At 34.0% G+C, this 22,094-nt stretch carries 20 protein-coding genes; 11 read left to right on the top strand and 9 right to left on the bottom strand.

All coding sequences use genetic code 11. The annotated features are described in order from the left end of the window. The first annotated feature begins 63 nt into the window (after window positions 1-63). Window positions 64-606, top strand: coding sequence for a ribosome maturation factor RimM (gene rimM, locus RTY06_RS06495; RefSeq protein WP_312823677.1), 543 nt, complete (start codon window positions 64-66; stop codon window positions 604-606). Between the two features lie 274 nt (window positions 607-880). On the opposite strand, the gene RTY06_RS06490 is transcribed toward rimM, so the two are convergent. Beyond that, on the bottom strand, window positions 881-2,284 hold the full coding sequence (locus RTY06_RS06490) for an NAD-dependent succinate-semialdehyde dehydrogenase (RefSeq protein WP_312823676.1): 1,404 nt from the start codon (window positions 2,282-2,284) through the stop codon (window positions 881-883). A 251-nt stretch (window positions 2,285-2,535) separates the two neighbouring features. Between RTY06_RS06490 and asnS the strand changes: the two genes are divergently transcribed. The 5 genes from asnS (at window position 2,536) to rpoN (ending at window position 8,403) form a co-directional block, all read left to right on the top strand. Next, window positions 2,536-3,984: an asparagine--tRNA ligase gene (gene asnS, locus RTY06_RS06485; protein WP_312823675.1), complete on the top strand. Its 1,449-nt coding sequence runs from the start codon at window positions 2,536-2,538 to the stop codon at window positions 3,982-3,984. 81 nt (window positions 3,985-4,065) lie between these two features. Then, window positions 4,066-4,290 (top strand): hypothetical protein, encoded by a 225-nt coding sequence (locus RTY06_RS06480; protein WP_312823674.1) that lies wholly within the window; start codon window positions 4,066-4,068, stop codon window positions 4,288-4,290. Then, on the top strand, window positions 4,278-4,571 hold the full coding sequence (locus tag RTY06_RS06475; RefSeq protein ID WP_312823673.1) for a type II toxin-antitoxin system RelE/ParE family toxin: 294 nt from the start codon (window positions 4,278-4,280) through the stop codon (window positions 4,569-4,571). Before RTY06_RS06480 ends, RTY06_RS06475 begins: the two co-directional genes overlap by 13 nt. 122 nt (window positions 4,572-4,693) lie before the next feature. Then, window positions 4,694-6,775: a M13 family metallopeptidase gene (locus tag RTY06_RS06470; protein WP_312823672.1), complete on the top strand. Its 2,082-nt coding sequence runs from the start codon at window positions 4,694-4,696 to the stop codon at window positions 6,773-6,775. Window positions 6,776-6,939: 164 nt separating this feature from the next. Further along, entirely contained in the window at window positions 6,940-8,403 is a 1,464-nt protein-coding gene (gene rpoN, locus RTY06_RS06465) for an RNA polymerase factor sigma-54 (RefSeq protein ID WP_312823671.1), read from the top strand. Window positions 8,404-8,441: 38 nt separating this feature from the next. Here rpoN and RTY06_RS06460 read toward each other — a convergent pair whose 3' ends face one another. Next, window positions 8,442-10,055, bottom strand: a complete 1,614-nt coding sequence (locus RTY06_RS06460) for an AMP-binding protein (protein ID WP_312823670.1) — start codon at window positions 10,053-10,055, stop codon at window positions 8,442-8,444. Window positions 10,056-10,255: 200 nt separating this feature from the next. On the opposite strand from RTY06_RS06460, the gene RTY06_RS06455 reads away from it, so the two are divergent. The 3 genes from RTY06_RS06455 to RTY06_RS06445 are packed head-to-tail and all read left to right on the top strand — an operon-like array spanning window position 10,256 to window position 13,736. Continuing rightward, window positions 10,256-10,915 (top strand): succinate dehydrogenase cytochrome b subunit, encoded by a 660-nt coding sequence (locus RTY06_RS06455; RefSeq protein ID WP_312823669.1) that lies wholly within the window; start codon window positions 10,256-10,258, stop codon window positions 10,913-10,915. Between the two features lie 10 nt (window positions 10,916-10,925). Beyond that, window positions 10,926-12,938 carry a fumarate reductase/succinate dehydrogenase flavoprotein subunit gene (locus RTY06_RS06450; RefSeq protein ID WP_312823918.1) on the top strand — a complete coding sequence of 671 codons (2,013 nt, stop codon included), beginning with the start codon at window positions 10,926-10,928 and terminating at the stop codon, window positions 12,936-12,938. Window positions 12,939-12,962: 24 nt separating this feature from the next. Beyond that, window positions 12,963-13,736: a succinate dehydrogenase/fumarate reductase iron-sulfur subunit gene (locus tag RTY06_RS06445; protein ID WP_312823668.1), complete on the top strand. Its 774-nt coding sequence runs from the start codon at window positions 12,963-12,965 to the stop codon at window positions 13,734-13,736. 99 nt (window positions 13,737-13,835) lie between these two features. On the opposite strand, the gene RTY06_RS06440 is transcribed toward RTY06_RS06445, so the two are convergent. From RTY06_RS06440 to RTY06_RS06410, 7 genes are all read right to left on the bottom strand, one after another. After that, the gene (locus RTY06_RS06440; RefSeq protein ID WP_312823667.1) at window positions 13,836-14,057 is read right to left on the bottom strand and encodes a PspC family transcriptional regulator; all 222 of its coding nucleotides are present in this window, start codon (window positions 14,055-14,057) and stop codon (window positions 13,836-13,838) included. Then, window positions 14,047-15,315, bottom strand: coding sequence for a DUF2851 family protein (locus RTY06_RS06435; RefSeq protein WP_312823666.1), 1,269 nt, complete (start codon window positions 15,313-15,315; stop codon window positions 14,047-14,049). The genes RTY06_RS06440 and RTY06_RS06435 overlap by 11 nt, the downstream gene beginning before the upstream one ends. A 356-nt stretch (window positions 15,316-15,671) precedes the next feature. Further along, complete coding sequence (locus RTY06_RS06430; protein ID WP_312823663.1) at window positions 15,672-16,469, bottom strand: hypothetical protein; 798 nt, start codon at window positions 16,467-16,469, stop codon at window positions 15,672-15,674. An 89-nt stretch (window positions 16,470-16,558) separates the two neighbouring features. Then, window positions 16,559-17,068 carry a hypothetical protein gene (locus tag RTY06_RS06425; RefSeq protein WP_312823662.1) on the bottom strand — a complete coding sequence of 170 codons (510 nt, stop codon included), beginning with the start codon at window positions 17,066-17,068 and terminating at the stop codon, window positions 16,559-16,561. Window positions 17,069-17,083: 15 nt separating this feature from the next. After that, window positions 17,084-18,241 carry an N-acetyl-alpha-D-glucosaminyl L-malate synthase BshA gene (gene bshA / locus RTY06_RS06420; protein WP_312823661.1) on the bottom strand — a complete coding sequence of 386 codons (1,158 nt, stop codon included), beginning with the start codon at window positions 18,239-18,241 and terminating at the stop codon, window positions 17,084-17,086. Between the two features lie 52 nt (window positions 18,242-18,293). Beyond that, window positions 18,294-18,830 (bottom strand): hypothetical protein, encoded by a 537-nt coding sequence (locus RTY06_RS06415; RefSeq protein WP_312823659.1) that lies wholly within the window; start codon window positions 18,828-18,830, stop codon window positions 18,294-18,296. 26 nt (window positions 18,831-18,856) lie between these two features. Beyond that, complete coding sequence (locus tag RTY06_RS06410; RefSeq protein WP_312823657.1) at window positions 18,857-20,605, bottom strand: glycoside hydrolase family 3 protein; 1,749 nt, start codon at window positions 20,603-20,605, stop codon at window positions 18,857-18,859. Window positions 20,606-20,719: 114 nt separating this feature from the next. On the opposite strand from RTY06_RS06410, the gene RTY06_RS06405 reads away from it, so the two are divergent. Next, a complete protein-coding gene (locus RTY06_RS06405) occupies window positions 20,720-21,226 on the top strand; it encodes a hypothetical protein (RefSeq protein ID WP_312823655.1) in 507 nt (168 codons plus the stop codon). 138 nt (window positions 21,227-21,364) lie between these two features. Next, window positions 21,365-22,000, top strand: a complete 636-nt coding sequence (locus RTY06_RS06400) for a peroxiredoxin (RefSeq protein WP_312823653.1) — start codon at window positions 21,365-21,367, stop codon at window positions 21,998-22,000. The last annotated feature ends 94 nt before the right edge of the window (window positions 22,001-22,094 follow it).

Below are 22,094 nucleotides of genomic sequence, written 5' to 3'. Positions count from 1 at the left end.
GCAAATTCATTACTGTTCCTATCTTTAGGATTAAAGAAAGGAAGAAAATTAATTTTTGAAATAATGAGAAAAGAAGACTGCTATTTTTTAGGAACGATTACAAGAACTCACGGACTGCAAGGCAACGTTGTTCTAAAATTGGATACAGATCAACCTGAGATGTATGATAAATTGGGCTCGATATTTCTTGAAGTCAACGGTTTATTAGTTCCTTTTTTTGTTGAAAAACAACAATGGCAAAGAGGTGACACCAAAATTCTTTCTTTCAAAAATTCTTCCGAAGCGCTAGTCAATCAATCGATTGGAAAAGGCGTTTATCTTCCGCTTTCTACGCTTCCGCCATTGACTGGAAAAAAATTCTATTACCACGAAGTGATTGGTTTCGAAATCCGTGAAGAGGATGGAAAAACTTGTGGAAATATTGTTTCTATTAATGACCAAACTGCTCAGAATTATTTCATTCTTGACCTTGCTGGAAAAGAAATCATCATTCCGATTATCAAAGACTGGATTCTGGAAGTGAACCGTGAAGAAAAATTCATCCAAATGTTTTTACCAGAAGGTTTGATGGATGTTTTCTTGGTTCCTTCGAAGAAGGATGAGTAAATCATATTAAGCTTTTCAATTTTTCAATATTCTGATACATCTTATTGAAATACAACTTACTATCTCTATTTCCTGCTGTATTTAGAGATTTGCAATTTTTGATTTGGTGTTCAAAATAGTTCAGAATTTCTTTACAGATTTTTGTATGATTTATTTGGAGATAAACAAACCTCTAGATATTCTTCCAAATAAGAACAGACCTTTTTTAACTGAATAAAAAAAACTGCCACAAAAAATTGTGACAGTTTCCATTCGAACAGATTTACTTCTTATTTTAATAATTTTTGTCTGAAGTTGTGGTTCTAATTAATTTAGCATTCACAAATTCATAAATTCCTGCAGGAGATTGTTCTCTACCGTAACCTGAATTTTTTGCTCCTCCAAAAGGAAGTTCTGGAGCAATACCTGTAACGTGATTAATATAAACCATTCCGGTATCAATTTTTCTAGCGACTTCTACTGCTTTTTTCGTATCTTTTGCGAAGACCGTTCCTCCTAATCCAAATTCCGTTGCATTAGCAATCTCTATCGCTTCATCAATATTGTCATATTTGTAAAGCATAAATACTGGGCCAAAAATCTCTTCGTAATAAGCGTCTATTTTAGGCGTAATATCTGTAATCAAAGTTGGTTCTACAAAAGCTCCAGCTCTATCAACTCTTTTTCCTCCCAAAATTACGTGCGCACCTTGTGCAGCTGCTTTTTGAACTTGCGCAACAACATCTTGTGCTGCTTTTTCGGAACTCAAAGGAGCCACCGTTGTATCTTTATCTAATGGATTTCCTAATTTCAATTTTGCAAAAGCATCTTTGGTTTTAGTTAAAAATTCATCATATTTGCTAGAAGGAACAATTACTCTTTTTGGTGACACACACACTTGTCCTGCATTCCACATTCTACCAGCAACTGCCACTTTTACCGCTTCATCAATATTTGCATCATCCAAAACAATAAAAGGATCACTGCCTCCTAGTTCCAAAGTCGATTTTTTTACTTGAGAACCAGCTGCTGCTGCAATACTTGCACCTGCAGGTTTAGAGCCTGTCAAAGTAACACCGGCAATCTTAGGATTAGAAACAATAGATTCAACATCTTTACCTGCTACGAACAAATTAGTATAAACGCCATCAGGAAGCCCAGCTTCTTTGAAAATATCTTCCATAATCTGCGCACATTGAGGAACATTAGATGCATGTTTCAAAACCATTGTGTTACCTGCCATAAGATGCGCTGCTGCTGACCTTGTAATCTGGTAATAAGGGAAATTCCAAGGTTGAACACTTAAAATAACGCCAACTGGTTCATAGCTTAAGAATGCCTCGCCGTGTTTCACATCCAGCGGCTGATCTGCAAGAAATTCCGAAGCTTTATCGGCATAATAATCGAAAATATCAGCAGAAAGTTCTACTTCATAAATACTTTCTGTTAAGAGTTTACCCATTTCCAAAGTTGCTAATTTCCCCAGCTCCTCCTTGCGATTTCTCATAATAGAAGCCACTTTATGGATAATTTCGGCTCTTTTTTCAAAAGATGTATTTCTCCAAAATTTAAAAGCTTCGTCAGCTTTATCGATAATTTTTGCAACTTGTCCTTCACTCATTGCCTCAAACTCTTTTACAATTTCATTATTAAACGGATTTACGGTTTTAATAGATGAATTTTTAACTTGTGTTGCCATAATATAAAACATTAAATAGTATTACTAATTATTTTTGTAGATAATCCTACAATACTGCAATAACCGCCAAAACAATTCCATCAAGCAGTTAATATCAGTTAAAAAAAGCTATATAAACTATTAAAATTCTCTATTATTTACAATCTGTTTTGTATTAAAAAATCCTTTTTTTTTTAAAAGAAACTTCTTTCGTTTTTTTGTAAATTTGCACTCACTTAATTTTAAAGAAGAAACTTTATAAAGTATATACGATGAAAAGACAAACGATTAAAGACTTATTAGCGGATTACAAAAAAGTATTACATCACGATATTACCGTGCAAGGCTGGGTAAGAACCTTCCGTGCGAATCGCTTTATTGCGCTTAATGATGGTTCTACGATTAATAATTTGCAAATCGTTGTTGATTTTGAAAATTTTGACGAACAAATCATAAATAAAATTAGCACAGCTTCTTCTCTGAAAATTGTTGGCGAAGTTGTAGAAAGTCAAGGCGCTGGACAAGCTGTGGAGATTGTTGCTAAAAAAATCACTATTCTAGGAGATAACTTTACAGAAGACAGGGATAAAACTATTCTTCAGCCGAAAAAACACTCATTGGAAACTTTGAGAGAGCAGGCACATTTGAGATTCAGAACCAATTTGTTTGGAGCAGTTTTCAGAGTGCGTCACGCTGTGAGTTTTGCGGTTCACCAATTCTTTAATCAAAATCAGTTTTTCTACATCAACACGCCTGTAATTACCGGAGCTGATGCAGAAGGTGCTGGCGAAATGTTTGGCGTTACCAACTTTGACCTCAATAATATCCCGAAAAACGAAGACGGAGAAATCGATTTTTCTGAAGATTTTTTTGGAAAGAAAACTAATTTAACAGTTTCTGGTCAGCTTGAAGGCGAAACTGCTGCAATGGGATTGGGAAGAATTTATACTTTCGGGCCAACTTTCCGTGCAGAAAATTCTAATACTACTCGTCACTTAGCTGAATTCTGGATGATTGAGCCAGAAGTTGCTTTCAATAACTTGGAAGATAATATTGATTTGGCAGAAGACTTCTTGAAATATGTTATCAAATATGTTCTTGAAAACTGCAAAGACGACCTTGATTTCCTTGACAAGCGTTTTGCAGAAGAACAAAAATCAAAACCAGAAAAAGAAAGAGCAAAAGAAGGTCTTATCGAAAAGCTGGAAAATGTGATTGCAAAAAGATTCAAGAGAGTTTCTTACACAGAAGCAATTGAAATTTTGTTGAATTCTAAAGAAAACAAAAAAGGAAAATTCCAATATCCAATCGAAGAATGGGGCGCAGATTTGCAGTCTGAGCACGAGAGATTCTTGGTTGAAAAACATTTTGAAAGTCCAGTCGTTTTGTTCGATTATCCGAAAGAAATCAAAGCTTTCTATATGAAACTGAACGACGACAACAAAACCGTTGCGGCAATGGACGTTCTTTTTCCTGGAATTGGAGAAATCATTGGTGGTTCTGAAAGAGAAGCAAGATTAGATGTTCTGAAAACAAAAATGGCAGAAATGCACGTTGACGAACACGAACTTTGGTGGTATCTTGACACTAGAAAATTCGGTTCTGTTCCACACGCAGGATTTGGTTTAGGCTTGGAAAGATTGGTTCTATTTGTGACTGGAATGACTAACATCAGAGACGTGATTCCTTTCCCAAGAACACCGAAAAACGCAGAGTTTTAAGCATTAACTTGAATATAAAAAGTAAAATTCCTTCAATTAAAACTGAAGGAATTTTTTATTAACTTTACTTAAATTTTCAAAATGAGCACAATTACTTTACATAATGAATCTGAAAATCAATTAAAATTAATTGAAACACTTTTGAAGGAGTTGAATATAAAATTTGAGGTTTCGAAAAAAGAAAAAATATTAAAACTTACTGATTTGGAAAAAACGTTAATTCAGGAAGGATTGGATGATGTAAAAAGCGGAAATGTAATCTCTAGCGAAGAAGCCCTAAAAAGAGCGAAAGAATGTTTCAAATAGAGTGGACAAAAAAAGCTTCAAAGCAACGAGTTGATATTTTGGAATTTTGGATTGAGCACAATCAATCTAAAACGTATTCAACAAAAATTCTTAAAGAAACATTAGAGGCAGAAAAATTGTTAAAAGAAAACCCATCAATCGGCACTATAACAGATTTAGATGAAGTTAGAAGAATCCTAATTTTAAGAAATTTCTCAATGTTTTATAGCATAGAAAATAAAATTATTAACATTTTAGCTTTTTATGATAATAGAAGAAATCCTGACAAATTAGAATTATAATATAAACTTGTTTTGATTTTCAAAAATATTCAAATCCCATTCTTATTGAGTGGGATTTTTATTGATAAAAACTCAGAAAAAAATTAAATTCCTTAAATTTGAAAGTATTAAAATAAATCTCAATGAAAAAAATCAGTGTTTACATCTTGACTGTTGCAGCAACCTTTTATTTGGAATCTTGCTCTACATCACAGAAAACCCAAGTAGAAGAAACTAAAAAAGAAGTAGAAGCGTCAAAGGAAATCAAAGAAGAAGGACTTAATATTTCTTATATGGACAAATCTGTAAGACCTCAGGATGATTTCTATAATTACGTCAATGGTGGCTGGATGAAAACTGCGGTAATTCCATCAGATAAACCAAGTTGGGGTTCATTCAATGCATTAAGAGAAGATGTAGATGTGGCGTCACTGGATATTTTGAACAAAATTCTTTCGGAAAAATTCAGTTCTAATTCTGAAGGTGAAAAAATTCAGGCACTTTATGGAACTTTCATCGATTGGAATAAGAGAAATGCGGAAGGAATCAATCCTATCAAATCTCAATTAGCTAAAATCGATGCGATTAAAAACGTAAAAGATTTACAGAAATATCTTATTGAAGCGACTCCTTCAGGTGACAATCCTTTTTACAGCTGGAGAGTTGGTGCAGATATGAAAAACTCTGTAATGAACGCCGTTTATCTTGGTGGACCAAGTCTAGGTTTGGGTAAAGATTACTATCAAAAAGTGAATGAAGCCAACACAAAAACTTTGGAAGAATACAAAGGTTACGTTGCGAAGCTGGAAACTGTTCTTGGAAATAAAACGCCTGATGTTACAGCTCAAAAAATTGTAGATTTTGAAAAGAAATTGGCTCAAGACCTTTTGACTTTGGAACAAGGTCGTGATGCGAATTTGCGTTATAATCCCAAAACTGTTGAGGAATTAAAACCATTAGTAAAAAATGTTAACCTTCCTGATTATCTGAAAACAGTTGGCGTTAACACAGATAAAGTGATTATTGGAGAATTAAAATATTATCAAAATATGGATTCTTGGATGACCGATAAAAACATCGGGCTTATCAAAGACTATATGAAATATGATCTTTTAAATAGCAATGCAGGAAATCTTGACCAAAATCTTGACAATATCCGTTTTGATTTTTATTCCAAATATCTGCAAGGTCAGCAAGAGCAACGTTCTATGGAAAAACGTGGACTTGGTGTGATTAATGGTGTTTTGGGAGAAGCTTTTGGAAAGCTTTATGTTGAGAAATATTTCCCTGCAGAAGCGAAACAAAAGATGGAAACTTATGTAGATTACATCAAAAAGTCTTTCAAACTACATATAGAAAATCTGGAATGGATGTCGCCTGTAACCAGAGAGAAAGCCTTGGAAAAATTAGCCAAATTCAAAGTGAAGATTGCTTATCCTGACAAATGGAAAGATTATTCTAAATTAAATCTTCAATTGGCTTCCAACGGTGGAACTTACTATAACAATATCGAGAAAATCTCTGAGTGGAATTATGCCAAAAACTTAGACAAAGTTGGAAAACCTGTTGACAAAACAGAATGGGGAATGTCACCACAAACCGTGAATGCTTATTACAGCTCTTCTAACAACGAAATTGTTTTCCCTGCTGCGATTTTGCAACCTCCGTTTTTTAGTTTCAATGCTGATCCTGCGGTTAACTTTGGAGGAATTGGCGGCGTAATTGGCCACGAGATTTCTCACGGATTTGATGATAGCGGTTCGAGATTTGACGGAGACGGAAACCTTAACAATTGGTGGACAGAAAGTGACAGAAAAAACTTTGATGAAAAAGTTGGACAACTTGCAGCGCAATATGACAAATACGAACCTGTAAAAGGAAGTTTCGTGAATGGAAAGTTTACTAGTGGAGAAAATATTGGAGACTTAGGTGGAATTAATGTTGCTTATACAGCTTTACAAATGTATCTGAAAGACCATGGAAATCCTGGGGAAATCAGCGGATTGACACAAGATCAAAGGTTCTTTATGAGTTGGGCAACGGTTTGGAGAACGAAATCTACTGATAAATATATGACCAATCAGGTAAAAACGGACCCACATTCGCCAGGTTATTACAGAAGTTTTGGACCTTTGGTTAATATGGATGCGTTCCAAAAAGCATTTGATATCAAACCGGGAGATAAATTATATGTTGCTCCAGAAAATAGAATTAAAATTTGGTAACACTATAAAACAAAAAAATCCTTCAAACTACAATCTGAAGGCTTTTTTTTTACTAACTAATTTAACTATTAATTCTTATATCAAAAATCGTGCTAAACTTGTTGTTTTTAAAAAATAAATTTTTAACTTCGTAAAAGTTAATCCAACCATTAACGACAACAATTATGCTAAAGCAAAATCTACAACTTAAACTCGGACAAAAATTAGCGCCTCAACAGATTCAGTTGATGAAGTTGATTCAGCTTCATACTTTAGAATTTGAAGAAGAACTAGAAAGAGAATTGGAAGAAAATCCTGCTTTAGAAAAAGTTTCAGATGAAAATTCGGACGAAGATTATTCAAAAGCTGATGAAGAATACGAAAGCGAAGGCAACGAAAGCATCGAAACTGATTTTGATGTGGATGAATATCTTTATGATGACGAACCAAGCTACAAAACAGCTTCCAGCAATTATTCTGCTGATGATGAAGAATTTGACAATCAGTCATTATTGACAGAGGGGCAAACGCTTTATGATTATCTTTTGGAACAGATTCGTCTTTCAAGCATCGATGAGGAAGATTTGAAAATTGCAGAATATCTTATCGGAAATCTTGACACTGACGGTTATTTGAGAAGAGAAATCAAATCTATTGTTGATGATTTGGCTTTTTCCCAAGGTGTTTATACGACTCAAGAAAAAGTAACCGATGTTCTGGAAAATTATGTTCAAAAACTCGACCCGCCAGGAGTTGGCGCAAGAGACTTGAGAGAGTGTCTTCTTTTACAAATCGAGAAAAAAGTAAGTTCTGATTCTGCAATTATTTTAGCAGGCAACATTTTGAGAAATCAGTTTGATGCGCTTGCTAATAAGCATTATAATAAGATTCTTCAGAAATATGACATCGATGAAGAAGATTTAAAAGAAGCTTTGGATGAGATTTCTAGACTTTCTCCAAAAGTAGGTGGAAATTTTGATACTCAAACGATTACAATTAATCAAGAGATTATTCCAGACTTTGTTATTCAGATTAAGGACAACCAAGTTATTCCTTCTTTGAATAATAAAAACGCTCCAACATTAAGAGTTTCTGATGAATACAAAGAAATTCTTTCTACTTATTCTAACGATAAAAAATCTGCAGAACACAAGCAAGCCGCACTTTTCATTAAGCAAAAACTGGACGCTGCGAAATGGTATATCGATGCTATTAATCAAAGACAGAATACACTTTTACAAACTATTACTGCGATTGTAAAACTTCAGAAAGATTATTTTTTGACAGGTGATGATAAAAATATCAAACCGATGATTTTGAAAGATGTGGCTGACATTACAGGATTTGACATTTCTACAATTTCCAGAGTTGTAAAAAGCAAGTACGCTGATACACCAAACGGAATTGTTTACTTGAAAAACCTATTCTCAGATTCATTGACCAATGATGATGGCGAGGAAGTTTCAACAAAAGAAATCAAAACCCATCTTCAGGAAGCAATCGATAAAGAAAACAAAAGAAAACCTTATACAGACGACGCTCTTGTAGGAATCTTAAAAGAAAAAGGTTACAATATTGCAAGAAGAACAATCGCAAAATACCGTGAACAACTCAATATTCCGGTTGCAAGATTGAGAAAAGAATTATAAAAAAAGCTCCAAATTGGAGCTTTTTGTTTTTATATAAATTACAATCCTAATTCTTTAATTGAAATCTCTCTCATCTCAACTTTTCTGACTTTTCCAGAAATAGTCATTGGGAATTCGTCCACAAATTTCCAATATTTTGGAACTTTATAATGTGCGATTTGACCTTTGCAATAATTTAAAATTTCTTCTTCTGACAATGTCGCTCCTTCTCTCACTTTCACCCAAGCCATTACTTCTTCCCCAAATTTCTCACTTGGAACACCGATGATTTGGACATCCATAATATTCGGATAAGCATAAAGAAAATCCTCAATCTCTTTTGGTGAAATATTTTCTCCTCCACGAATAATCAAGTCCTTGATTCTACCAGAAATCGTAATATAACCTTCATCATCCATCACCGCCAAATCTCCGGTGTGCATCCAGCGGCCATCATCCAAAACTTTCTTCGTATTCTCTTGGTCATTCCAATATTTTAACATTACAGAATAACCTCTTGTGCAAAGTTCGCCGTGTTCGCCACGTTTTACGATTTTTCCATCATTATCAATAATCTTGATTTCCAAATGGTCCTGAACCGTTCCAACTGTAGAAACTTGTTTTTCCAAAGACGTCCCAATCAAAGTTTGTGTAGAAACGGGCGAAGTTTCCGTCATTCCGTAACAGACGCTCATTTCCTTGATATTCATCAAGCTTTCTACCTTTTTCATAATTTCCGGTGGACAAACCGAGCCAGCCATCACCCCAGTTCTCAGATTCGAAAAATCATAAGAATCAAAATCTTTAACCGCCAATTCTGCAATAAACATCGTCGGAACTCCATATAAAGAAGTACATTTTTCTTTAGTCACAACCTTCAAAGTCACATCCGCATCAAAACTATCATTCGGAATTACCATACAAGCGCCGTGAGCCGTACAAGCCAAATTCCCAATCACCATTCCAAAACAATGATAAAAAGGAACCGGGATACAAACTCGGTCTTTGTCATAATATTTCAATCTAATGCCAATGAAATATCCATTGTTAAGAATATTATGATGAGAAAGTGTAACACCTTTTGGAAAACCCGTTGTCCCAGATGTATATTGAATATTGACCGGGTCATCAAACTGAACTACATTTTCGAAACTTTCCAAAACTTCATCCGAAATTTGTTCTGAACCTTTTAGGAAATCATCCCAATTGTCATCAAAGAAAACTTCAGATTTCAATGTAGAGCAAAATTCTTTCGCATCAGTAATCATTTTTTTATAGTCACTGGATTTAAAAGTCAATGATGAAAAAATATGCGACATCTCGGATTGGTTAATCACAAAAATCAATTCACTGGTTCTGTAAGCCGGATTTACATTTACCAAAATCATTCCGATTCTTGCTGTTGCGTATTGAAGAAGTGTCCATTCATAGCGATTAGCAGACCAAACACCAACTCTATCTCCAGACTTGACACCAATATTAATCAGCGCTTTTGCAACTTGTGTTGTTTGATTATAAAATTCTTGATAAGTTGCTCTGTAATTTTGATGAGCAGAAACCAATGCTTCGTTGTTTGGAAATTTGGCAACAGTTTTAGTAAGATTTTCACCTATTGTTTCTCCCAGCAAAGGAATAGATGAAGCTCCGAATGCGTACGATAAAGACATCTTCATTAAATTTAAAGATTAAAATTATAACAAAAAGATGGAAAAATATATTTTGAAAGTGCAAAAAACTTAATATAACGAAACATTTAATTAACTTATAATTTATATTATTTAGAAAGATTACAAACTGTATTTTTGTGACATTTCTCAATGTTATATGATTCAACTATTTTCTAAATTTGTGGAAATTCAAATAACATAGAATTATGGCAGGTATTACATCTTCTATAGGAAGAAAATATGCTATGGCACTTTCAGCAATGTTCTTGCTGATTTTTTTGGTGATGCACGTATCCACCAATATGATTTCAGTCTTTAGTGTAGACGGTTTCAATGCAGCATCTCATTTTATGGGATACAATCCGGCGGTTCAGTTCGTAATGCAACCGATTTTGGTTTTCGCTGTAGTTTTCCACTTCGTAATGGGATTCGTTCTGGAAATCAAGAACAACAAGGCTAGACCAGTAAAATATGCGATGAACCAAGGTTCTGCAAATTCTACTTGGATGTCTAGAAATATGATTATTTCTGGAGCAGTAGTTTTAGCCTTCATTGCTTTGCACTTCTACGATTTCTGGGTTCCGGAAATCAGCTACAAGTACATCCAAGGCAACAATCCTGATGAATTGAGATATTGGGAAGAATTGCACCACAAATTCCACGATATTTGGAGAGTTGTTCTTTATGTCATTGCTTTTGTATTATTAGGTTTGCACTTAGCACACGGATTCCAGTCTTCTTTCCAATCAATCGGAGCAAGACATCCAAAGTACACGCCTGTTATCAAAGCTTTCGGAACTTGGTACTCTATCTTGATTCCACTTGGGTTCATCATTATCGCAATTTTTCACTTCGTTACTCAATAATAAAAAGTAAATTATGAGTTTAGATTCAAAAATTCCACACGGTCCACTTAAGGACAAATGGAAAAATCATAAAGACCATATGAACTTGGTTGCGCCAAACAACCGAGACAAAATAGATATTATCATTGTTGGGACAGGATTAGCCGGTGGTTCTGCTGCTGCGACTCTTGCTGAACAAGGATACAACGTAAAAGCATTTTGCTATCAAGATTCTCCAAGAAGAGCGCACTCTATTGCTGCTCAAGGAGGTATCAACGCTGCTAAGAACTATCAAGGTGATGGTGACTCAACTTACAGATTGTTCTACGATACCATCAAAGGTGGAGATTACCGTGCAAGAGAAGCTAACGTTTACAGATTAGCAGAAGTTTCTGCAAATATCATCGACCAATGTGTTGCTCAAGGTGTTCCTTTTGGACGTGAGTATGGTGGCCAATTAGATAACCGTTCATTTGGTGGAGTTCAGGTAAAAAGAACTTTTTATGCAAAAGGACAAACAGGTCAGCAGTTATTGTTAGGAGCATATTCTGCAATGAGCCGTCAAATCGGTAAAGGTAGAATCCAAATGTATAACCGTCACGAGATGCTAGACTTAGTAATCGTTGATGGAAAAGCAAGAGGAATCATCGCAAGAAATCTTGTAACTGGTGAAATCGAAAGACATTCTGCACACGCGGTTGTAATTGCTTCCGGAGGTTACGGAAACGTATATTTCCTTTCTACCAATGCAATGGGTTCAAACGTTTCTGCAGCTTGGAAAATTCATAAAAAAGGAGCTTATTTTGCGAATCCTTGTTATGTACAGATTCACCCGACTTGTATTCCGGTTCACGGAACTCAGCAGTCTAAATTGACATTGATGTCCGAATCTCTTAGAAACTCAGGAAGAATCTGGGTTCCTAAAAAGATTGAAGATTCTGTAGCAATCCGTGAAGGAAAACTGAGACCAGAAAATATCAAAGAAGAAGATAGAGATTACTATCTTGAAAGAAGATATCCCGCTTTTGGAAATTTGGTACCAAGAGATGTTGCTTCCAGAGCTGGAAAAGAAAGATGTGACGCAGGTTTCGGAATCGAAAATAATGACACGAAAGAAGGCGTTTACCTGGATTTCTCAACGGAGATTATGAAAAAAGGTAAGGAAGCTGCTATCGAAAAACATATTCATAATCCAACTGAGCAACAGATTTATGATCTTGGAAAAGCTTGGATAGAGGAAAAATACGGTAACTTATTTGTAATGTACGAGAAAATTACTGCTGATGATCCTTATAAAACACCAATGAAAATCTATCCTGCAGTTCACTACACAATGGGAGGTGTTTGGGTGGATTATAACTTACAATCTACAATTCCGGGATGTTTTGTAATTGGAGAAGCTAACTTCTCTGACCACGGCGCAAACAGATTAGGAGCTTCTGCTTTGATGCAAGGTTTGGCAGACGGATATTTCGTTCTTCCTTACACGATTGCAGATTACCTTTCTGCAGACATTAGAACTGGTAAAATCCCAACTGATTCAGCAGCATTTGATGAAGCTGAAAAAGGAATTAAAGATAAAATTGATTTCTTCCTTAATAACAAAGGAACTCACTCTGTTGACCATTTCCACAAACAATTGGGACACATTATGTGGAACAAAGTTGGAATGGGAAGAACACCAGAAGGTTTGAGAGAAGCAATCAAAGAAATCGAGGAAGTTAGAAATGATTTCTGGAAAAATGTAAAAGTGCCGGGTGAAGCTGATAACTTGAATCCGGAATTGGAAAAAGCTTTCAGAGTTGCTGATTTCTTAGAATTAGGACAATTGATGGCAATCGATGCGCTTAACAGAAACGAATCTTGTGGAGGACACTTCCGTGAAGACCACTCTACTCCGGATGGAGAAGCAGAACGTGATGATGTAAATTACAAATACGTTGCTGCCTGGGAATACAAAGGTATGGACATCAATCAATCTGTAGTACACAAAGAAGACCTTGTGTATGAGAACATTGAAGTTAAAGCTAGAAGTTACAAATAATCTCCATTCAAAAATATATTAAAAATGAGTGCAAAAAAAGGCTTAAATCTTACGCTGAAAATTTGGAGACAAAAAAATAATAAATCGAAAGGACAATTCGATACTTATAAAATTTCTGATGTTTCTACAGATTCTTCATTCTTAGAAATGTTGGATATCCTGAATGAGCAGTTAATCAACGAGGGAAAAGACCCGGTTGCGTTTGACCACGACTGCCGTGAAGGAATCTGCGGAATGTGTTCACTTTACATCAATGGTAGAGCGCACGGTCCGGATACAGGAATCACGACTTGTCAGTTGCATATGCGTCATTTCAAAGATGGCGAAACGATTCACATTGAACCTTGGAGAAGTGCTGCTTTTCCTGTAATCAAAGATTTGGTGGTTGACAGAAGTGCATTTGACAGAGTAATGGCTGCAGGTGGATTTGTGTCTGTAAATACTTCAGGAAACACTTTGGATGCAAACGCAATTCCAGTTCCTAAGGAAGATGCAGACAAAGCTATGGATGCAGCAGCTTGTATCGGTTGTGGAGCTTGTGTTGCAACTTGTAAAAACGGTTCTGCAATGTTGTTCGTTGGAGCAAAAGTTTCTCAGTTCGCATTATTACCTCAAGGTCGTGTAGAAGCTAAAAGAAGAGTTCTGAATATGGTAAAAGCAATGGACGAAGAAGGTTTCGGAAACTGTTCAAATACTGGAGCTTGTGAAGTAGAATGTCCAAAAGGAATATCTCTGGAAAACATCGCAAGAATGAACAGAGAATATATTACAGCAAACATTTCTACAGCTAATTCTTAAGATTAGACAATAGATGTCAGAAGTCAGATTTTAGACTTCTTTAAAAATAAAAATCCGGTTGAGTTTTTCAATCGGATTTTTTATTTAAAATAATATTTTCTACAAATCAAAAACGCTAGGTCTTTTGGTAATGATGCAGTCTTTTATCCAAAGAAAAAATCCTAAACCAAGATAAAACAAAAAGAAAATCCCTGCAGTTGCAAAGGTCGAATAGATAAAGAAAACACGCAGTTTGGAAACAGGAATACCTAATTTAGTTCCGTATCTCGTCAAAACTCCAAACCATTCTCTCTCGAATCTGTGGCGAATATTATCTATCATTATTCAGTAATTGAAAACCAATACTGCAATTTAAGCATTTTTTCTGATTGCAGAAGACTTTGTATTGATAAAGAAACGCCTGAGTTTTCAATGCATTCTCGAATTTCAGACCCAACTTTTTCCATTCATCCAAAACTGAATTTTTCTCCGGCTTCATCTGTTTATAGAAATCGAAAATATCATCAACTATTTCCGGATTGTGATTTTTGTGATAGAAATATTTTAAAGGTAGAATCGTGTTAATGATAATCAAATCGATGAAATCCTGACTGAGATATTTCTTACTCTCAACCGATGAAATCTTTCCAAAATTGAAACGATTATCCCAATATTCCGAAGCTTTTATTTCTTCAAAGATTTTGTATAGATCGTCAGTCGATTTTGCTTCAATCAGTTTTGAAAAAAGATTGGGTTGGTAATGATAAAGATTCGCTAATTGGGACAATCTGATTGTCGGAAAGTTAGGAGGACGAAGTTTAGAGAATTTGGGATGAATTCGAAAATCTGACAAATTGAATTTCACTTTTAGAAACTCAAACTCACGTTTCCAGATTTGCATTATTTCATCCTTTGGTTCATCCAAAAAACCACAGACTCCAAAGAACAAAGCTTCCAAATGAATATCATTTTGTTTAATTTTCTGAATTACAGAAAAATCCAGACTTTCCGCCATTTGAAGAAAAATTTCCGCATTTACTTTCAATCCGAAAGTATAAACCAAATTTTGAAACAAAACTGCTTCATAATTATTTTGATTTTTGATTAAAGATTCTTCAAAGATTTGAGATTTAGATTCTAACTTTTTAAGCAAAACAGTTTCTTCAAAAAACAAAGGAACCTTATTCTCATCAAACAATTCTTCACAAGCAATGAAAGAATGTTCTTGACTCAAATTCCGATGTTTCTCAATCAATTCTTCATCAATATAATTTTTGAGTTCAAGTGTTGGAATATTCTGTTTTTCTAATTCCGGAATATCACAATCATTCGTATAAACTGCGTGCAGAATCAGATTTCCAAATTCTGGATTACCTGAATGATTATGAAAAAACCAATCGGAAGCTTTGGTATGAATCTCGATATTGCCTGCAAAAATCAGGTCATCAATCTTGATTTTGGCAAAGAGAAAATCCGGTCCAGAATTCTTATTCCATTCTCCGAATTCTAAAATTTCGATTTTCCTTCCGTCTGTGGAGATAAAGTCAAAGTTTCCAAATTTCTTAAAGTTCCAGAGATATTGTAATATTTCTTCATTCATTTGTGTGTATGATTTTCGTTAAACAAAAACCCTTTCAAAGTTTCAAGCTTCGAAAGGGTTAAGTTACAGAAATATTTTAATTAATTTTTACTTAAATTGAAATTAATGCAAAGTCTGCAAAGAATTTAATTAAAAAATGAATTTTGTCATTCCGTAAGAATCTCGACAGCTAAGTTTAGATTGACTCCGCCGAACCACTTCGTTAGGTTTCCTACGGAATGACAAATTGGGGTTTTTAGGACAATTGTTATTTGTATGCTGAATCTGCATCCCGACTTGAGCGGAAATCCTTTTTACGCAACGAAGTGGAGTGAAAAGATTGGGAGCGGAAGGCGGATTAAGATGCCCAAAATAAATTATCTCTTATAAAGCGGCGTTCTTTTCGCCAAATAATCCAAAGTTGTTTTATAAGAATTCTCGTATCCCCAAAACGAATTATGATTCTGCGTGAAAAGATTATCTCCATTGATAGAGAATATGTTCATCGTAATGTTAGAATTATAATTCTGATAAGTCGAAGATGAAGATGAACCTGTAGAATTAACTTTTCCTCCACTATTATTCGTAGAAACTTTGGTTTGAGAGTTTCCGTAATTGGATGTATAAGTACTCGTTTTTTCTATGGAAACCAGACCGCTAATCACATATTCCACATTCAAGATGTGACAGATTTCACCCATTGTGAAGCCTTGAAGATTACTTTCATTGATTCCTGCTTTGTACAGCAATGCATTGGTTTCAGTCGGGTCTTGGAATTTGAGATTCTGTTTTTTGGAATTGAAAATCGTATAAGTTTCCTGTTGGATTTTCTTAGTCATTGTCTCATTACTTTTCTCTTGGTCTCTTACGTAACCGAAAGGCAAAATCGCTACTTTGTTGTGATAATCGCCTGTTTGAGTTGACTTTGAAGGATTCATATCATTAAGATACTCGATGCGACCTGAGGAAAATGTGATTTTCGAAATGTCTTTTTTGTTGAGCGTGTACTCCAAAGTTTCGTTCTGATAAACAAACTGAATGTCATTCGGATTGTATTTCACGACTTTTCCACGGACTTCTTTGCCGTCGGTCATTGTAACAGTATCGATTTGAGAATACGCAAGAAAGCTAATGAACAAAAAGAAAATGGCAAGAAAATGTTTTTTGATACTCATAATGTTGTGCTTTTGATGATTCAATAAATTATTAGAAATATTTTTCTCTAATTTATAAAATAATTTTTAACAAAACATTACTTTATTTATCACTCTTCAAGAAGCTTATAGACTTCACAGTCTCCATTAGATTTTTGTAAAATGACTTCTTCTTTTTTAAGATTTATATTTTCAGTATAAGTTCCTTTTCCCAAATCCATTCCCAAAATAGAATGAAAAGCTTGACTTCTCATAATTTTTGTCTTGTTATTTTTTTGAAAAATAACGGCAGAAAATTCCCCAGAAGGTTTTTTAATATATTTTTTATAATCAGGAAAAATATTCGTTCCAACAAACGAAACTTTTCCATCCTTATAGAAATAAATAAATTCTTCAAATTGACCGTCAGAAGTACTTTTTATTTTATTTGAATTAATTTTGAAATCTTTTGTGCATTTGAATAGACCATCAGATTTATACAAAGTTTCATAATTTACATCTACCTTTTTAGAATCAAATTTTTTGAGCTTTAACGTCATTTTATGATGAATATCTTCATCAGTTCTAGCAATGCAAGAACTAATTGTAATGATACTCAAAACATACAAAATCTTCTTCAATCTATTTTTTAAAATTTAACTTCTAATATCAGTAAGTTTAGACTCTTCAAATTTCGCAATTGTATTTTCATACATCTCGATATAAATCGGAAGAATATTTTTCAAATCAAAATGAATGGCCTGCGCTTTTGCATTCTTTTTCATTTCGGAAAGAAGGGTTTCATCGCTCAAAAGTTTGATGCAATAATTAGACATCGCTTCTACATTTCCAGTTTCTGCCAAAAATCCGGTTTCTCCTTGAATATTAACTTCCGGAATCCCGCCTGCATTACTACTGATAACCGGTGTTCTCGCCGCCATTGCTTCCAACGCTGCCAATCCAAAACTTTCCTGTTCTGAAGGTAGAAGAAACACATCAGAAAGCTGTAAAATATGATAAAGATTATTGACTTTTCCAAGCAATTTGATTTTTCCAATCAAATCGGGATTGTGTTCCATAAACTCGGAGATTTTTTCCATTTCCGGACCTTCTCCAATTATAATCAGTTTTGATTTTACTTTTTTGTTGACATTTTTGAAAATCTCTAAAACATCCTGAATTCTCTTTACCGGTCGAAGATTGGAAACGTGAATCAAGATTTTTTCATCATCACTAGCAAATTGTTCTCTTTGACAAGTCGTACATTCTTCAAATTCAGAATTATCAATAAAATTGGTAATCACCTGAATCTCTTTCTGAATATTAAAAAACTGAAGCGTATCTTTTTTCAAACTCTCGGAAACCGAAGTTATCGCATCACTTTGATTAATCGAAAATTCAACAGCATGTTTATAACTCGGATGTTGTCCAACCAAAGTAATATCCGTCCCGTGAAGTGTTGTTACTAAAGGAATATCTTTATTGTCCGCTTTCAACATTTGCTTCGCCGTAAATGCCGCATAAGCATAAGGAATCGCATAATGTGCGTGAAGGATGTCCAGCTTATAAAGATTAACCACACGATAAATCATCGATGACAATGCGATATCATAAGGCTGATATTGGAACAGCGGATAAGTCTGAACATTTACTTTATGGAAAAAGATATTCGGATTGGTAACGTCCAAACGCGCTGGCAAAGCCGAACTAATGAAATGAACCTCAAAGCCTTTATCAGCTAAGCTCATTCCTAATTCTGTTGCCACAATTCCGCTTCCACCGTAAGTTGGATAGCAAAGTATTCCTATTTTCATTTCTTTTTTGTACAATGTATTATGTAAAAAGTAAAAGATATTAATAATAAAATCAGTTACTCAAATTAATTTCATTAGACCAAATTATTTTGATGAATTTTTTTGAATATACATTATCTAAATAATCATCAAAGTTTTTTCTAAAATCATTAGTTTCTGCTCGAATAATTAATCCAACTTTAGTTTTTGATATGTTATTAATTACTTTATTGTCTGCAATATTAATATCTTTAAAAATATGTAAATCAAAATCTTTTTGTTCACCTTGTTTTAAATCATAAGTCATTGGATAATTAGAATCACATCTTCCTGGTAATAAACTTACTATTAATGCATCTGAATGATTTGTTGTAAAATCTTGCTGATAAGAACAAGACATTGCCCAAAACTTAGTATCTTGATTAGTATTATTCTTTACAGTAACTTTTAATTTATAACCAATACTATTGGGTCTAAACATTAACATATTTCTATTATTTTCTTTAGTAAGGTTGAATTCTACAATTTTTACATCAAGTGTCAAATCTTTTTCTGGTTTTGTACAAGAAATCACAAAGAGACAAATAATAATTACTGTAAAAAATTTCATTTTATCTAGAAAATAATATTCCAAATTTACTCAATAATAATCTTAGAATTTTTCTTTTCTGAACTATTTTTTCTATCAGTTTGATTTTGAATTTTAGCTTCAACATCCATTCCTATTCCGAACTTCACATTGTCATTAACCAAAACAGGAAGCCTTCCCCAAATTTTTGTTTGCCCCAAAATCCCGTTAGCTGTAGCTTGCATCGAATCGTCATTATTTTCATAAGACACCAAAACTGTAGAAACATTAGAAACATCAATATCTTTCAAGGCATAAGGACTTCCAAAAACATCTAGAATCACATTTTGATTTTTGCTCAAATCTGACAAAATTTTCTTACTCGCATCAGAAATTTTGTAAGGTTTATAGGCTGACGAATTATCTTTATGAAAACCAACAATCACTTTTGAATTGGCCGGAATTGTATTGATTTCACTAGCTTTTTTTACAATTATAGTTGTTCCTATATTCAATTGGTTCAAAAAAGTTTCATAAGGCGCTTCTTCCAGCGGAACATAATAATAAGTTTCTTTACAATCCAATGGCAAAAGTTTCTTATCATCTTTAATTAATGTCAAAGCATTGGCGTACATTTTTTGAACTAAAGCAGAATGTGACGCATTATTCAAATCTTCGTTGACATTTTCTGGATTGATGTTATTATATTGATTTAAACCAAGATAATATTTGGTCAAAAGAATTTTTTTAACACTCTCTTCTACTCTATTTTGAGAAATCTGTCCTTTATCAATCGCTTGCTGAATTAGTTTTTTTCCGGTTGCAACATCTTGCGAAAACAGCATAATGTCGTTTCCCGCTTTGAAAGCCATTGCATCCAATTCTCCAGCTTTGAATTTGTTGGCAACTGCACCCATATTAAGTGCATCTGTAATAATCAAACCTTTGTAACCTAATTTTTCTTTCAAAAGTCCAGTCACAATTTTTTTGGAAACCGAAGCCGGAATTCCTTTTTCCTTTTCGAGACTTGGAACATAAAGATGCGCTACCATTACACCGCCGATTCCTTTATTCATTAATGCTTTGAAAGGTGCAATTTCAATTTTTTCTAATCTTTCCAAATTATGAGAAACAACGGGCAAATCAAGATGTGAATCTTTGTCTGTATCGCCGTGACCCGGGAAATGTTTTATCGCCGCCAGAATTTTGTTGTCCTGCAAACCATTAGAATAAGCCAATGCCGAATTCACAACATTATTGACATCAGAACCAAAACTTCTGTTTCCTATAATAGGGTTGTTCGGATTAGTATTCACGTCAACAACCGGCGCAAAATCCCAATTGATTCCCATTCTTTTACAATCTTCTGCAATCTTCGCAGACATCTCATAAATCAGATTTTTGTCTTGAATTGCTCCTAAAGAAATTGCCCAAGGATATTTATGAGCTTTTGCAATTCTCTGAAACAATCCCCATTCTGCATCCATTCCAATCATTAATGGAACTTTTGACTTAGCTTGAAATTCATTAACCAAATTAATCTCTCTTTCTGCATCGTCCTGCATTAGAATCAATCCACCGATTTTATCTTGGTTAACAATATTTCTGATTTGACTGATATGAGCCTCATCTTTATTAGTATAAAGCGCAACAATAAAGAGTTGTCCCAACTTTTCATCTTGCGAAAGTGAGCTATAAGTTTTATCTACCCAATCATTCGCTTTTTTGATATCCGAATTGGAAATATTTTTAGGCTGATACTGAGTGAAATAAAATGGCGAAATAAAAGTTATTATAAGAAGACTTAACCTTTTCATATTTTGAAAATCTAAAATTCAGAAAGTTTCCATAAAGATATTAATTCCACGGAAATTAGCTATTTTTATGGTCTGTAATTTGTAATTAAAATTTAACGTAAAATATTTATACCTATGAAAAAATTTATTCCACTCGTATTATTACTGATTTCCAGTATATTTATCCTAAGTTGTAAAGATGATGATACAATCGTAGATGTAGATTATCCTGCAGTATATGACCTTAGAAATGTTAATTTTTCATATAATGCTACAGATGGATGGAATTATGGACAAAGTTTCAACAATCCAATGTTGGATCAAGATTATGTTGTAATATTCAGACAAACAGGAACATCTGGAAATGCTCCAGTTTGGCAACAAATCCCAAGAACACTTTATCTAAATCAAGGAGAATTGGATTATGATTTTGATTTCTCTAAGAATGATTTTATGATTTATGCTGGTGGAACTTATGATATCAGTACCACACCTCAGTACTTGAACAATCAAACTTTCAGAGTAGTTTTGGTTCCTGCAGTTTATGGAAAGAATGCAAACTCTGGAGATTTATCCAAAATGTCTTACGAAGAGATTATTGCTAAATACAATATCGATGACAGCAAAGTTGGAACATTGTAATCATAACTTTTACAAATAAATTTAAAACCACAGAATCTGTGGTTTTTTTTATGATCAAAAATAAATAATACCAAATTAGTATGAATTGAAATTTTTATTATTAAATTTGTTATCACTTAATCATAAAATAATAAATATATGTCTATAAAACTTGGCGATATCGCTCCGGATTTTGATGCAGAAAGCAGTTTAGGAAAACTTAATTTTTACGAATACCTTGGAGATTCTTGGGGAATTCTTTTTTCTCATCCCGCAGATTACACACCTGTCTGCACAACAGAATTGGGAAAAACGTCTGAACTTAAACCTGAATTTGATAAAAGAAATACAAAAGTTTTGGCTTTGAGTGTAGACGGAATCGATAATCACAAAGGTTGGATCTCCGACATCAATGAAACTCAAAATACAGAAGTTGAATTCCCGATTATTGCAGATCAGGATAAAAAAGTTTCAGAATTATACGATTTTATCCATCCGAATGCGAGCGCAACTCTGACTGTAAGATCATTATTAATTATTGATCCCAATAAAAAAGTAAGACTCATCATCACTTATCCCGCTTCTACAGGAAGAAACTTTACAGAAATCCTGAGAGTTTTGGATTCTTTACAACTCGTAGATGGTTATGGGGTTGCAACGCCAGTTGATTGGAAAGATGGAGAAGATGTGATAATTCCACCAGCTGTATCGCAGGAAGAGGCAGAAAAGAAATTTACAAAAGGCGTGAAAGTTATAAAACCATATTTGAGATATACACCTCAACCTAATAAGTAAGGTTAAATTTTTCTAATTCCTAATTAAAAAAGCTCCAAAGATGGACTGCCCCCAAAAAGTTATACACTTTTTAGGGGCATTTTTTATGAGAAGA

The sequence above is a fragment of the Epilithonimonas sp. genome (assembly GCF_032055105.1).
Lineage (GTDB): Bacteria > Bacteroidota > Bacteroidia > Flavobacteriales > Weeksellaceae > Epilithonimonas.
The sequence above is the reverse complement of the archived record's forward strand: the minus strand, read 5'-3'. Positions and strand labels throughout refer to the sequence as shown.

Excerpts from the sequence above, each read along its gene's own strand:
- RTY06_RS06405 (WP_312823655.1), top strand. The coding sequence starts at position 20,720 with ATGAAAAAATTTATTCCACTCGTATTATTACTGATTTCCAGTATATTT.
- bshA (WP_312823661.1), bottom strand. The coding sequence starts at position 18,241 with ATGAAAATAGGAATACTTTGCTATCCAACTTACGGTGGAAGCGGAATT.
- rpoN (WP_312823671.1), top strand. The coding sequence starts at position 6,940 with ATGCTAAAGCAAAATCTACAACTTAAACTCGGACAAAAATTAGCGCCT.
- rimM (WP_312823677.1), top strand. The coding sequence starts at position 64 with ATGAGAAAAGAAGACTGCTATTTTTTAGGAACGATTACAAGAACTCAC.
- RTY06_RS06440 (WP_312823667.1), bottom strand. The coding sequence starts at position 14,057 with ATGATAGATAATATTCGCCACAGATTCGAGAGAGAATGGTTTGGAGTT.
- RTY06_RS06470 (WP_312823672.1), top strand. The coding sequence starts at position 4,694 with ATGAAAAAAATCAGTGTTTACATCTTGACTGTTGCAGCAACCTTTTAT.
- asnS (WP_312823675.1), top strand. The coding sequence starts at position 2,536 with ATGAAAAGACAAACGATTAAAGACTTATTAGCGGATTACAAAAAAGTA.
- RTY06_RS06445 (WP_312823668.1), top strand. The coding sequence starts at position 12,963 with ATGAGTGCAAAAAAAGGCTTAAATCTTACGCTGAAAATTTGGAGACAA.
- RTY06_RS06435 (WP_312823666.1), bottom strand. The coding sequence starts at position 15,315 with ATGAATGAAGAAATATTACAATATCTCTGGAACTTTAAGAAATTTGGA.
- RTY06_RS06455 (WP_312823669.1), top strand. The coding sequence starts at position 10,256 with ATGGCAGGTATTACATCTTCTATAGGAAGAAAATATGCTATGGCACTT.
- RTY06_RS06430 (WP_312823663.1), bottom strand. The coding sequence starts at position 16,469 with ATGAGTATCAAAAAACATTTTCTTGCCATTTTCTTTTTGTTCATTAGC.
- RTY06_RS06415 (WP_312823659.1), bottom strand. The coding sequence starts at position 18,830 with ATGAAATTTTTTACAGTAATTATTATTTGTCTCTTTGTGATTTCTTGT.
- RTY06_RS06400 (WP_312823653.1), top strand. The coding sequence starts at position 21,365 with ATGTCTATAAAACTTGGCGATATCGCTCCGGATTTTGATGCAGAAAGC.
- RTY06_RS06490 (WP_312823676.1), bottom strand. The coding sequence starts at position 2,284 with ATGGCAACACAAGTTAAAAATTCATCTATTAAAACCGTAAATCCGTTT.
- RTY06_RS06475 (WP_312823673.1), top strand. The coding sequence starts at position 4,278 with ATGTTTCAAATAGAGTGGACAAAAAAAGCTTCAAAGCAACGAGTTGAT.
- RTY06_RS06460 (WP_312823670.1), bottom strand. The coding sequence starts at position 10,055 with ATGAAGATGTCTTTATCGTACGCATTCGGAGCTTCATCTATTCCTTTG.
- RTY06_RS06480 (WP_312823674.1), top strand. The coding sequence starts at position 4,066 with ATGAGCACAATTACTTTACATAATGAATCTGAAAATCAATTAAAATTA.
- RTY06_RS06410 (WP_312823657.1), bottom strand. The coding sequence starts at position 20,605 with ATGAAAAGGTTAAGTCTTCTTATAATAACTTTTATTTCGCCATTTTAT.